This window comes from Microcoleus sp. PH2017_05_CCC_O_A (assembly GCF_020738785.1).
In the GTDB taxonomy this organism is placed as follows: domain Bacteria; phylum Cyanobacteriota; class Cyanobacteriia; order Cyanobacteriales; family Microcoleaceae; genus Microcoleus.
This window is the reverse complement of record NZ_JAEQCB010000031.1, coordinates 20164-34449: the sequence shown is the minus strand read 5'-3', so window position 1 is coordinate 34449 and position 14286 is coordinate 20164. Positions and strand designations below refer to the sequence as shown.

Here is a 14286-nt window from a genome sequence, read left to right as displayed (position 1 = left end):
AGGCAGACATCAATGAACATTTTTTGCAGGATAATTGCCATTCAATCAGAAGCGAGATCCCCAATGGCTCCTACACAAGTAGTTACTTTTGTCAAATTTATTGTTAAGAAAGATGTTTATAAAGCATAGCTTTTTAAGGGGGATGCGAGGGGGATCTCCGGCGCATAAATAGTGTTAAGTAAACCGTATTGTTATATAACCACTTAAACAAAGAGGGCTCGCATCCCAACAACGTACCTAATCTATCTGAGAACCGCTATAACAAATAACAAATAACAAATAACAACTGTCAACCGTCAACTGTTGAACTGGTACCAGTTAAATTCGATCGCACGGGAATTTCAATCAAAAACTCCGATCCCTCTCCCAGTGTCGAAATACAGGTCAATCTGCCGCCGTGGCGATCGACTACAATCGAGTGAGAAATCGACAGTCCCAAACCCGTGCCCTTGCCCACAGGCTTAGTCGTGAAAAACGGGTCAAACAGCCTCGATCGCACTAGCTCCGGTATCCCCCCGCCGTTGTCCGCAATAGATACCGCTACGAAGCCCGCAGCAGCCTCATAAGTCCGAATCGCGATCGTACTGGGATGTCGATCGCACTCCTCGATCGTCCGCCCCTTGTCCCGTTCCTCCAAAGCATCGATCGCATTAATCAAAATATTCATAAATACCTGATTCAACTCGCCCGGAAAACATTCAACTTGCGGCAATAACTGGTAATCTTTAACAATCTGAATCCCCGGACGGCTGCTGTGAGATTTCAAGCGATTTTGCAAAATCATCAAAGTGCTGTCAATTCCCTCGTGAATGTTCGCCGACTTACCAGCAGACTCGTCCAACCGGGAAAAATTGCGTAATGATTTGACAATTTCGACAATTCGCTCGGTTCCTACTTGCATAGAAGTAAACAATTTCGGGAAATCGTCAGCAATATAATCCAAGTCTATTTCATTGAGTTTATCTAACACTTGAGCCGGAGGATTAGGACAGTAATCTTGATAAACTTTAATCAATTCCAACAAATCTAAACTGTAACGGCGAGCCGGACTGAGATTGCCGTGAATAAAGCTAACTGGGTTATTAATTTCGTGAGCGACACCAGCAACTAACTGACCCAAACTCACCATTTTTTCATTTTGAACGAGCTGAGCTTGAGTGGTTCTGAGTTTGTTAATAGCTGCTTCCAACTCTCGCGCTTTTGAACGTTCGCGCGCTTCCGATTCCTGCAAAGCTGACTCCGCTTGTTTGCGATCGGCAATTTCAGTTTGCGCTTGCTCAAACAGCGTCGATTGCTGGATCGCGATCGCTAACTGCACGCTAATTTGTTTGAGACACTCCACCTCAATTTTTAGCCATTGGCGGCAGCCAGCGCACTCGTGAGCAATCAACAAGCCCCACAACTTCTCACCTTGCAAAATCGGCACTACCAAATTAGCTCGCACCTGAAATTGAGCTAATAAATTAATGTAGCACTCAGAAAGACCGGCTTTGTAAATATCATCCACAGCTACAGTGCGACCGTTTTGGTAAGCAGAACCATAGCTGTCTTTAAAGCAAGAATCGTTAATATTTATTCCCTGAAGCGACCGCCAATTTTCAGCCACCGCCTCAACTGCTACAAAACCGCTCCAATCGGGATTAAACCGATAAATAATTGTCCGGTCTGTTTGCAGAAAATGCCGTATTTCAGCAACAGCTTTTGTCAAGATTTCTTCTAAATTTAGAGAAGAGCGAATGCGTTCCAGCATCCCTACCACCAAGCGTTCTTGTTTTAATTGCTGGCGCAAGATAGACTCGGCAAGTTTGCGGTGATTAATATCTTCAATCACAGCAATTCCGTAGCTTGGTTCCCCAAACCCGTCCCGCACTAAAGATACAGTCACATTAGCCCAAACAAATGAACCGTCTTTGTGCACAAAGCGTTTCTCAAGTGAATAATTCAAAATTTCCCCAGCTAACAGTCTTTGGGCAGACTCGACATCTGCTTCTACATCTTCGGGGTGAGAAATCTCCCAAACATTTCGTGCTTTCAGTTCCAATTCTGAGTATCCGATAATATTGCAAAAGCCTTGATTGGCATTCAAGAAACTACCTTCGGGTGACACTTTAACAATCCCGATCGCCGCTTGTTCAAATACAGCCCGAAATCGCTGTTCGCTTTCTTGCAAAGCAATTTCTGCTTTTTTGCGATCGGTAATATCGATTTCCGTGCCAAACAGTCGCACCACCTTACCCAAGTCATTTTTAACAGCTTGTCCTTTACAGTTAACGTGCCGGATTTCTGCTGATAGAAAACATATGCGGTGGTCGATGTCGAAAGCTATCCCTTCATTCACCGCCTTTTGCAAAGCTTCTGTAACGCTTTCCTTGTCATCGGGATGAATTTGCTCTAAAATTTCTGTCATTGTCGGCTGCCAATTAAATTCTCTACAGTAAACTCGAAACACTTCGGCAGACCAATTAACAATACCGGTCTCTATATCGAATTCCCAAGTTCCCATGCGGGCAATTTCTTGTGCATATTGCAATTGGTCGGCAAGTTCTTGTAGAGATGCGATTAACTGCGTTTTTTCGGCTTCGGCCCCAACGCGGGCGCTGATATCTTTGTGAGTACCCGTCATCCGCAATGGCGCACCCCATTCGTCGTACTCGACTACTTTGCCCATACCCAAAATCCACTGCCAATTTCCGGCTTTGTTGAGGATCCTAAATTCAAATTCATAGATCTCGATGCCACCTTCAAAATATAAATTTAAAGATTCTCTTGCTCTGATTCTGTCTTCGGGATGCAGCAAATTTTCCCAACCTTGGAAGTTGTTGTCAATTTCAGTGTCTGCGTAACCGAGCATTGATTTCCACTGCGAGTCGAAATAAGTTTCGCCAGTAGCTATATTCCAATCCCACAGCCCCAAAGAGCTGCCTGAAACCGCTAACTGCAATCGCTCTTGACTGAATTTTAATGCCGATTCGGCGCGTTTTAGGTCTGTAAGGTCAGCAATGATTGCCATCATTCCTATTGGTTTGCTGGCGCTATCTTTAATGCAGTCAGCTCGCAATTGAGTTTCGATAATTTCGCCGTTTTTAGCCCTGAGTGCAATTTCATTGCTCCATGACAAACCTTTCCGCAGGACTTTAAATAATTTTCTTAACTCTTGAGATTTGGCGTACATTACTGCTGGGCCGCCGGCATTATTTAGTTCCTCAACTGTATAGCCGTAGCGTTGAATAAATGCTTGATTGTGATAAATTGAATAGCCGTCTAAATCTGCGATCGCGATTGCATCGCTAGCGCTGTCTACAGCTTGAGTTACCAAACACAAGGTATATTCGGCGTTTTTGCGATCGGTAATATCAAAAATCGCTCCGTCAAGCCACAAAACCAACCCTTCTGGATTGTAAGTCGCCCTACCCCTTTGGGACATCCAGCGCACCGACCTGTCAGCGCGCACAATCCGGTATTCTACATGATACGGCTGTTTCGAGTCTACCGCCGCTCTGATTTGTCGATCGAGCATTTCCCTGTCTGCCTTATGGATGATGCTAGCAAAACTCAAGCGGTTGTTGTGAATAAAATCCCCAGCAGCATAGCCGCTAATTGCCTCAAGTTCGTCACTCACAAACACCATCGTCCAATCAGCATCGTATAAGTTGCGGCAGATAGCGCCCGGAATATTCTCAATTAGCGATCGAAATCTGGCTTCACTCTCCCGCAAAGCCGCTTCCGTCTCTTTTAAATCAGTAATATCCAGTATCATCCCTTCCCAAACAATATCGCCTTCCGGCCCTATAAGCGTCGTAAAATTAACTCGTTCTGGTCTCGAAACACCTCGCATCCATTTAAGTTTTCCAGACCGCATAATCGCGCGCCATTCCTGCTGCCATGGCTGCATATTTACCGCCGAATAAACAATAGATTCTTGAATTTTTGGGAGGTCGTCTGGATGAATGCAACTGAACATAAGTTCGGAATTCTCCTGAATATCTTCAGGTTCCAATTCATATAAATCGCGGCTGCCAGAAGAAATGTAAGGAAAACATTGTCTGCCGTCACTTGAGAGGCGGAATTGATAAATTACTCCCGGCAAATTGGCAGCTATTTGCTGGAGTCTAGCTTGGGTTTCTTGCAGGGCTAATTGTTTCCGCTTATCCTCAGTGACCTCTCGAATTATTCCGACAAGTATTTTACTGCCGTCGGTATTTTCAAATACGGTTTTTTTTGTAGACAGAATGTGCTTAGCACCGCTGCCATCCGTAAATATTTCCTCGCTGTCGTTTTCTTCCCCGGTTCTAAACACTTCTTCGTCTTTCTCCCAAAAAAAATCAGCTTCTTCTTTGGGGAAAAAATCGTAATCCGATTTACCTAGCAGTTGCTCGCGCTGCTTGCCTATCAGCTTACAAAAAGCATCATTTAACAGTATCCAGCGGTGCTGTTCATCTTTGACAAAAATTGGATCGGCAACTGCATCGATCGTATAATTCAAAAATTTTTTATTAGCTTCCGCTTCCTCTCTGGCTAAAATTTTATCCGTAATATCGTTAATAGTTCCAGTAGTTCCCTGCGCCGCGCCGTTTTTGCCAAAAATCAAAAATTCCTGAATTTCTACCCAGCGAAATTCGCCATTTTTGGTAAGATATCGCATTTGATAGCAACAGGATATTTCTTGATTTTCAGTCGAATTTTTAGAGGAATTTAAATATTGGTGTTGGTCGTCAGCATGAATGTAACTCAAACAGGAATTTCCCAAACTTTCATCAACCGTAAATCCGGTTATTTTCGTCCAAGCAGGATTGAGAAAAGTCCAATTGCCCGCAATATTTGTTTCAAAAACTACTTCTTTGATATTGTCAACAACCTGGGGGTATTTTCCTTGACTTTTTTGCCATTCTGCTTGTCGCTTATGGCGGGCGATCGCGCACTCGATCGTCCGCACCAGCAGTCGGCTGTCTAATTCTTTTTTTATCAGATAATCTTGAGCGCCGGCGGCAATTAAATTGACAGCCAATTCTTCTTCATCCGCCCCTATCAAAATGACGATCGGAATATTGATTCCGCCATCTTGGAGGCGAAAAAAATTATTAAATTTCGGGCTATCAGGGAGGGTTAAATCTAATAAAATTACATCAAAAACATCGCTGCTTAAAATTTCTATCGCTTCCCCGATGCGAACTACATTGGTCGTCTCAATTGATGCTCTCAGTTCGCGATCGTCAGACAGCAGTTCTTGAATTAGTGCTGCATCTTGGGCACAGTCTTCTACTAAAAGAACTTTCAAGCAAGCAGGCGTTAAAGTTGATTCAAGAACAGAGGTCATACCATTTTAGATTTTAGATTTGGGATTTTAGATTTGGGAATTACTGATGAGTCTCGGGTTTCGCGCTTGTCTAAAGTTGCATTCTTTTTTTCGAGCGATATCAGTTTGCTACTTTTTATTTATCCAATAAAAACTGCTGCGGATGCAGCTACCTAGCTCCTATCATTTTATATTAAAAATTTAAAAAATTGAATAATTGGAAATGGTGGATGACTCTCATGGTTGGGAGTACGGCGAGTTGCATTCTTTTGAGGGAATGGCATCATTTTTGGGAAACTTGAACCGCAGGCTGTAGGGTGGCTGGGTACTTGCAGACGCCCGAGATTTATTGGTATGGCTTGACAGTTGACCGCTTGACAGTTGACATTTAAGTACGGGAATCAAAGCGTTGATTCATAAACAAGTCTAGGCTTTATTGATGAGGTTATTTACGTCCGCGCCCGATGTGGCGGTTACTATATAATTGAGCTATTTGCTGCAAGTTGTCCGCCTCACTCCAAACCTAGTGACCCAAATTTATCGTAGTTTTAGCGATCGTGCAAATCCACTCTATTTTAATTTACAACCTTTGGCAAGGAAATAGCAAGAGACCGGGCAAAAAATCGCGGATCGAGAAGGACTAAATTCCTGACTGCGAAGCTAGGTCAGTTACAGTGAATTTACGGAACATACTATCAAATGGTCTCGGTTGAATTACTGACAAGTAACGCCCGTTTGTAGTGAGGACTTTATGCCTATCTTTGGGATAAAGAAGGACTAAAGTCCTGACTACGAACCCGATAAAGAAGGACTAAAGTGCTCACTACGAACCTGATTCCGAACTTAATTCAGGTTTTGTTACCGGAGGCGATTTTACTGATTTGAGTCGATCAATTTTTCGGCTGTTTGGGCAGCACGACTGTAAACACGCTGCCTTGACCGAGATTGCTGCTAATAGCAATCTCGCCGTTAAAAGGTTTTAAAAGTTCTATACAAGTATAAAGTCCGAGACCAGTTCCTGTTGGTTCCCCTTCGATTTGTTCTTCGCCTTTAGGCGGCTTCGACGTATAAAAAGGGTCAAAAAGTTTTGACAAATCTTCAGGTGCTATGCCGCATCCCGTATCTGCAATATCCATGTATATGTTCGAGTTGTCTTGCCGAGTCACGATAGTTATTTCCCTGATTTTTCTTTCCCACATAGCATCCATTGCATTATTTATTAAGTTATAAAATACTTGAGAAATATAGGAATAAATTAAGGGAATATTGGTTATTGTTTCGTCATAAAAGTATTTTTTTCTAATCTTATTCTTGAAAAACATATTTCCTTCCAATAGTTGAATTTCTCGCTGTACTAAATCGTTGATATTTACAGGATGCAAATCTTGGTTTTGTTCTTTCCTGCTTTTCATCATCAGAGTATCCATAATCTGATTAATTTTTGAGACAGCTTGAAAGATGTATTTGGTATAATTGAAAAAAGAGTCTTCTTGGATTTTTGTGGCTTTTGTTTCAATCAAATCGACGCTAGTCTGGATCACTTGTAGCGGGCTTTTGAGGTTGTGCACCATTCCCTGGGTCAAACGTCCGATGATGGCTGTTTTTTCCTGGTCGATTAATTGCTTGGTTTTTTGTTCGACAAGTCTTTCCAGATTTTGGTTGAGCTGGGCTAGTTCTAGGTTTTTTTCTTCGAGTTTTTGTTGCAAGTTGCGGATTGTCAAGTGAGTTTCTATGCGGCTCAACACTTCTTCGTGCTGGAAAGGCTTAGTGATGTAGTCAACTGCTCCTGTCTGAAAGCCTTTTACTTTATCAAGGGTCTCGGAAAGGGCGCTCATGAAGATGATTGGAATGTCTCGGGTTGACGGGTCTGCTTTCAAACGCAGGCAAGTTTCAAAACCGTCAATTCCGGGCATCATGATATCCAAAAGAATCAAGTCGGGATGGATGTATTCAATTTGCTCGATCGCACTTTCGCCGTCTAGAGCCACTAATACTTTAAATCCGTAATTTCTTAACAACTCGAAAAGTACGTCAAGATTTGTTTGGTTGTCATCGACAATTAGTATGATGCTTCTTTCGGAATTCTTATCGTTCATATTTAAGGGAAAAATTAAAATGATTGAGTTGTGAGTTGTCGGTTGTAATTTTACATGAGATTCAAGGGATTTTCGGTGCCTCTAGAAACCCGGTTGCTCGGTAGGTGCCGACGTTTGCAATAGCCTCTTTATAGGGCAATACTGTTCAGTTAACAGTGTTTATTTTCCGGATATCCCCCTAAATCCCCCGGATAGTCGGGGGACTTTTAGAAGAATCCTGTCCCCCCCTTTGTAGGGGCGGTGCCCCCGTGCCTGCCCTCTTGGCTAAGGGGGGATCGGGTTTAATCCAAGCGTATTGCGTTATTGACAATCACGATCGGGGCGTGAGATTTAACTGATTTTAATTTATCGGTTGGCTACCCTCAATTTTAGGGCAAATGTTGCTTCAAAAAATCTCGAATTTGCCTGAGCTGAAATCCTTTAGCAAGTTGGCGAACGTGCTGAACAAAAGGGACTAATGTCGGGTCAGAATTTTCTAGTTTAGCAGTTTCCTCCAGGATAGCTTCAATATCGCCCATAGCAGCCAATCTTAACAAGACAAAGACTGACTCTGAACCAGGAGACACTATTGTTGAGTCAGCAATCGCAATCTCCGATAATGCTTTGGGAGTTTGAGCTTTGCGTTTTTTGGTTTCCGATCCCTCTTCGTAAATCCATTCTAGTCTCAAATGCAGGCGCAATAATTCTAAAAGGTCGTTAGTTTGAATCGGTTTGGTGACAAAATTATCGCAACCTGCAAGTATGCTTTTTTGCCTGGTAGTCTCGTAAACGCTAGCGGACAAAGCAAGGATAACCGCATCTTTTAATTCCGGCAACTGTCGCAGCCGCCTGGTGGCTTCCCAGCCGTCCATTACTGGCATCAGCAAGTCCATTAAAATTAGATCCGGTAGAAATTCCTGTGCTTTGTGCAAACAGTCTGCGCCGTCTATCGCTTCTGCAATTTCAAAGCCCAAACGAGAAAGCAGTCTGTGCAGCATGGCACGATTTACTTCGTGATCGTCTACGATCAGGACTTTCCGGTGGCTGCCTCTAAAACCGATAAGCCGGCGTTTTTCTTGGGTGGAGGGGGTTTCAGAATATTCGGCGACTGCGGGCAAGTCTATATCCAACCAAAATATGCTACCTTTGCCGGGGGTACTTTGGACGTGAATGTCGCTGCCCATTATTTTGACTAATTTTTGGCTGATGGAAAGTCCTAGTCCGGTACCTTCGACGAAATTGTTACGATCGCCTACTTGATGAAAAGGCAAAAATATTTCTTCTAGTTTATTCTGCCGGATGCCGATGCCGGTATCTTCGATTTGAAAGCGAATTTTAGCGGTTGGGGCCCGATCGCCAGTAGTTGTGGCGATCGCTTCGGGCGCTTCTGTGGTTTCCCGCAGGGCGATCGACTTTTTCGGATTGTCTAAATTCGCAGTCCAATTGATTGTTTGAGTAGAAACTTCGGCTGTCAAACTCGAATTTGTGCAGTGGATTTGAGGATAATTTTCTGCGTAACCGACTTTGAATGTCACGCCACCGCTCACCGTAAACTTAACCGCATTGCTGAGCAAATTAATCAAAACTTGGCGCAATCTGATTTCATCAACAAAAACGTAGTCTGGCAGCGCCGACACCTGCTCGTAATTAAACGCAATTCCTTTTTGATGCGAGCGCATCTGGAACAGATCGACAATACTTTTAACAAAGCTGGGAAAATGCAGATTTGTCGGTGACAGTTCCATTTTACTAGCTTCGATTTTCGAGAGGTCTAAAACATCATTAATCAGGGTTAGCAGGTGGTTGCCACACTGGTGAACGTTGTTGAGACTTTCCTGTTGCTCCGCAGTTAAATTCTTATCCGGTTTGAGCAGTTGAATGTATCCTAAAATCCCGTTCAAAGGCGTCCGCAATTCGTGGCTCATGTTGGCGAGAAAGTCGCTTTTAGCGCGGTTGGCAGATTCGGCGGCTTCTTTGGCTAATTGCAGGGCGGCTTCTGCTTGTTTGCGATCGGCTATTTCGGTTTGTGCTTGTTCAAATAGGGTCGATTGCTGAATGGCGATCGCCAACTGCACGCCCAATTGTTTCAGGCACTCTGCCTCCAATTTTTGCCAGGAATGCGGGCCCGTGCAGTGGTGGGCTATCAACAGCCCCCACAAGTTTTCGCCTTGCAAAATCGGCACTACCAGACTCGCTCTCACCTGGAGGCGAGTCAACAAACTCAAGTAACAGTCGGCGATGCCGGCATTGTAAACATCTTCTGTGGCTCTAATTCGGCCATCTAGGTAAAGAGGAACGTAGGCTTCTCCAAAACAGGGGTCGTAAATTTCCATTCCTATAATTGATCGGGTATTTTCGCCAACCGATTCGACTGCGACAAACCCGCTCCAATCAGGATTGAATTGGTAAATTACAGTTCTATCTACTTGCAAAAACTGGCGGACTTCTTCGACTGCTTTGGTGAGAATTTGTTCTAAATTAAGAGAAGAGCGAATGCGTTCCAGCATGGCTACTGCCAACTGTTCCCGCTTTAATTGCTGGCGCAAAAATGCTTCTGATTCTTTGCGTCTTGTGATATCTGTAATCACGGCAATTAACCCGACCGAATGGTCATTTATGTCTTTAATGCTATCGGCTCGCACCAGAGCGGTAACAGCTTCATCACTCTTGGTTCGCAGGGCAACTTCGCCGCACCAAGAGCGACCTTTGCGAATGTTTTTATAGATTTTTTTGTAACTTTTAGGCCGGATGTAAAGCGCGGCGCGATCGCCTAGCTCGTTGAGTTCTTCCACTGTGTAGCCGTAACGCTGAATGAAGGCTTGATTGTGGTAAATAGACCGCCCTTTCAAGTCGGCGATCGCGATCGCGTCGCTGGTACTTTCCACAGCTTGAGTGACCCGCAGCAAAGCTAATTCTGCTGCTTTGCGATCGCTGATATCGGTCATCGAACCCACCATCCGCAGGGGGTTTCCGGCTTCGTCCCAGACTGCTTGAGCGCGGGCGAGCACCCACTTGTAGCTGCCGTCTTTGCACTGCAAGCGGTATTCGGCGGCGTAATTGGGGGTTTGGCGATCGAGATAATCTTGGATTGTGGCTTGCACTCGATCGCGATCGTCTGGATGGATGCGATCGATCCATTCGCTGTTGCTGCTGTCGATTTCGCCGTCTGCGTAACCGATAATTTCTTGCCAGCGGGCAGATCGAAAAGCTTCATCTGTTTGAAGATTCAAGTCCCAAATTCCGTCTTGATTGCCTTTAAGAACTAACTGCCAGCGTTCTTCACTTTTACGCAATTCTTCTTCGGCTTGTTTGCGCTGAATGTGAGAACCCAACTGAGTCGCTACCGCATTGACCAATTCTACTATACGCGGTTCCATAATTGATGGATCGCGCTTGCAGAACAGTAAAATTGCCAGCACCTCTGAATTGGCGCGAATCGGCACTCCGAAACAAGCTTTCAATCCGGCTGCTGCCGCCATTTGCGATCGGGCAAAAAATGCATTATTGACTACAGAAACATCTTCAATCCATTCTACCTTTCTGGTTGACCAAATCCGTCCCGGCACTCCCAATCCCGGCGCGAACCTAATTTTCTTACTTTCCTGGCCAAACCTATCTAAATCGCGATCGCTAGCATACCAAGTTTCGCTGTGTTCCAAAACAGTACCATTAGCAACGGGTATCCAAGCTTCAGCAAAATTCCAGCCGATCGCAGTGCACAGCAACCGGAGGATATCAGGGAGAGCGCTGTGAAAATCTACCGACTTACTAATGGCTTGAGTTGCTGCCAGCAACAGCTTAATTTCATCTTCTGCTTGCTTGCTTTCTGTAATATCAGTTCCCGTGCCGAGAATTTGTTTTAACTGGCCCTCTGCTGTTTTTGCAAATACAGTATCTCGGCTGACAATCCAGCGCCAAGAACCATCCTTGTGCCGGATGCGGTACTCAATTTCAAAGATCTCTCCTTCTGTACCCGTTGCGACTTGCTGTAAATAATCAGGCATTTTGATGGCATCTTCCGGGTGCATTAAAGTTAACATCAACGGCCCCATTGCCTGAATCTCATCTACTGTATAGCCAATAATCTGAGAGATAGAAGCATTCGCATAAATATTTTTTTGTTCTATCAAGTCGTAAACATACAAAATATTAGGACTTGCCTCAGCAATGCGATCGCCGAACCGCTTGCTATCTTGCAAATCTGCTTCTGCTTTCTTTCTCGCAGTAATATCGCGAACAATGCAAATTATTTCGCCCTCCGGCAAAATTGTCAGCGAGACTTCTTGAGGGAATTGAGAGCCATCGCGGCGGCAGCCTACTGCTTCTGTGCTGCAATAACCTTGGTGCGCTAAAGTCGGCATAATTTCCCGCTCAAACCTTGCGAGTTCTGCACCTTCATAAAATATTTTCCAACTTTTGCCCAATATTTCTTCGAGGGCATTGTAACCGTAGATTTTGAGTTTAGCTGCGTTGGCATAAATCACATCTCCGCTGGCATTGACAATACCTATGCCTTCGGAAGCGGCTGCCATTGCTGCTGCTTGTCGCTGGAGTTTTGACTCAAAACGTTTGCGGCTGGTGATATCCCGGACGATCGCAATAATTTCGTCATCGGTGCAGAAGACAATTCTCGCTTCAAAATCGCACAGTACATCCTGAATTGGCAGTTGATATTCTACAACTTGAATCTCGCCAGTCTCGATCGCTTGTTGATTGCCGGACAATATTTTTTCAGCAAAAGCAGCAGGCAAGATGTCTTGTGCTTTTTGACCAATAAATATGTTTTCCGGTACCAGGGTTTGGATATCTTTTGCGGGTTTGAAGTCTACAAAAGTGCCGTCGGCGCGACAGCGAAATATCATGTCGGGTATCGCGTTTAAAAGAGCGCGATTAGTGGCTTCACTTTTACGCAATTCAGCTTCAGCTTGCTTGCTCAATGTAATATCTCTGGCAACTGCATAAATTAAACTTTCTTCAGCAAAAGGTGATGCCGTCCACGACAGCCATTTATAAGTACCATCTGGGCAAATACAGCGGTTTTCTAAATTAATAACGGGGTGAGAATTTTGAAGTTTTTCTAATTCAGCTATAGTTATTGCTCTGTCTTCTGGATGCACGAATTCTATAAAAGGTTTGGCTAGAAGTTCGTCTCGGCTGTAACCTAATACATTTGACCAAGCAGGGTTTAAGCGTTTGAAATAGCCGTCAAAACCTGCAATGCAAAGTAAATCTAGCGAAATGCTAAAGAAGCGATCGCGCTCTTGTTGTGTTTGTTTTAATTCGGTGACATCGATCACCAAACCATCCCAAACTATATCGCCGTTGGCCTGCTTGGAGGGCTTAGCCGCGCCTTGCAGCCATTTCACTCGTTCTCCCGTAACTTGCCGCCACTGGTGGTGCCAAGATTCCTGACTCGCCGCTGAAGTTGCGATCGATCGATGCAAGTCTGAGATGTCATCGGTGTGAACTGTAGCAAAAGCCAAGCTGGCATTTTCTTCTATTTCTTCAGGTCTTAAATTGTAGAGCTGCCAACTCCCAGAAGAAACATAAGTAAAAGATGTTTTGCCATCCACATAAAGCCTGTATTGATAAATCATTCCCGGCACGTTAGCGCTGATTATTTGAAATCGATCTTCGCTTTCCTGCAATGCTATTTGCTGGCGCTTGTATTCGGTCACATCTCGCATGATTCCGACCAACATTTTAGTGCCGTTAGCTTTATTAAAAACTGTTTTCTTGGTAGATATAATGCGTTCTTGACCTGCGCTATCTGTAAAAGTCTCTTCCGTTTGTTTGGGAATACTTCTTTGCAATACTTGCTCGTCTTGTTGCTCAAAAACTTTGGCTTGTGCTGCGCCCAAAAACTCGTATCCCGACGTACCTATAAGTTCCGATCGCCCTTTTCCCATCAATTCGCAAAAAGCATCGTTTAGTACAACCCACCTATGTTGCTCGTCTTTGACAAAAATTGGGTCAGGAGTAGCATTAATCGTGTGATTTAAAAACTCTTCTGATGCTTTTACTTCGGCTTCGTAGCGATAGCGGTCGCTCACGTCCAAAATTACTTTAATCATCCGGTCGATCGAGCCGTCGCGGCCCCGGATGCAGCGCAGGGAAACCCGAGTATAAACTATTTTTCCATCTTTTTTGCGCCATCTTTTGTCTAAAATATAGCCTTCGCTCTCCCCGGCAAAAATTTTATTTAACTGCTCTAAACTAGCCTGCCAGTCTTCAGGATAGCCCCACTGTTCCCAATTTCCGTGCAAAAGTTCTTGGCGCTCGTATCCCAGCAAATTGCACAAAGCATCGTTAACTTCCAACCACTGGCATTGTGTGGGTTCTGAGAGGGAAACTGGAGGAGCAATAATCGCAATTCCGACGAGGGAATTTTCGACTACGGAGCGATATTTTGCTTCACTTTTTTGCAAAGCTTCTTGGTTGTGCTGCCGCTCAACTGCGTAGCGGAGCGATCGCATTAACACTTCGCTGTCGATTTTTCGCTTGACTAGATAATCCTGAGCTCCTGCTTGGATTGACTGCACGGCGAGTTCTTCATCGTTGTGCGCCGTCAGTACGACGATCGGAGTATTGAGGCTGTATTCTTGTATGTTAACAATTGTACTTATGTCTTGGCTGTCGGGCAGCGAAAGGTCAAGTAAAATCACATCAAAATGTTCGCCGAGCAAAATTTGCTGCGCTTTGCTGAGACGGTCTGTACAGCTTACTGACAGCCTTTGGGTTTCGGCTCGGCTGACATTTGTTTCTAATAACAATTCTTCGATTAGATCGGCTTCGGCTTGATTGTCTTCGACCAGGAGAACTTTAAAGCCGTTTCGCTTGGCGGTTGGGCTCAAAACTGATATCATATACCTTGTTAATTATCGTAAGGCAGTCGAGCTAATTATTATAGCATATAAA

The 14286-nt window shown here is 44.3% G+C and carries 3 protein-coding genes; all 3 read right to left on the bottom strand.

Annotated elements, in window-relative coordinates:
* Positions 1 to 289: 289 nt before the first annotated feature.
* The 3 genes from JGK20_RS09370 to JGK20_RS09360 all read right to left on the bottom strand — a co-directional run bounded on the left by JGK20_RS09370 (position 290) and on the right by JGK20_RS09360 (position 14234).
* Positions 290 to 5314 carry a PAS domain S-box protein gene (locus JGK20_RS09370; protein WP_293230184.1) on the bottom strand — a complete coding sequence of 1675 codons (5025 nt, stop codon included), beginning with the start codon at positions 5312 to 5314 and terminating at the stop codon, positions 290 to 292.
* An 869-nt stretch (positions 5315 to 6183) separates the two neighbouring features.
* Positions 6184 to 7389 (bottom strand): hybrid sensor histidine kinase/response regulator, encoded by a 1206-nt coding sequence (locus tag JGK20_RS09365; protein WP_293182956.1) that lies wholly within the window; start codon positions 7387 to 7389, stop codon positions 6184 to 6186.
* A gap of 368 nt (positions 7390 to 7757) precedes the next feature.
* Positions 7758 to 14234 (bottom strand): PAS domain S-box protein, encoded by a 6477-nt coding sequence (locus JGK20_RS09360; protein WP_293230181.1) that lies wholly within the window; start codon positions 14232 to 14234, stop codon positions 7758 to 7760.
* Positions 14235 to 14286 lie beyond the last annotated feature (52 nt).

Bases quoted from the DNA above. Each gene is read 5' to 3' on its own strand.
- JGK20_RS09370 (WP_293230184.1), bottom strand. From the start codon at position 5,314: ATGACCTCTGTTCTTGAATCAACTTTAACGCCTGCTTGCTTGAAAGTT.
- JGK20_RS09365 (WP_293182956.1), bottom strand. From the start codon at position 7,389: ATGAACGATAAGAATTCCGAAAGAAGCATCATACTAATTGTCGATGAC.
- JGK20_RS09360 (WP_293230181.1), bottom strand. From the start codon at position 14,234: ATGATATCAGTTTTGAGCCCAACCGCCAAGCGAAACGGCTTTAAAGTT.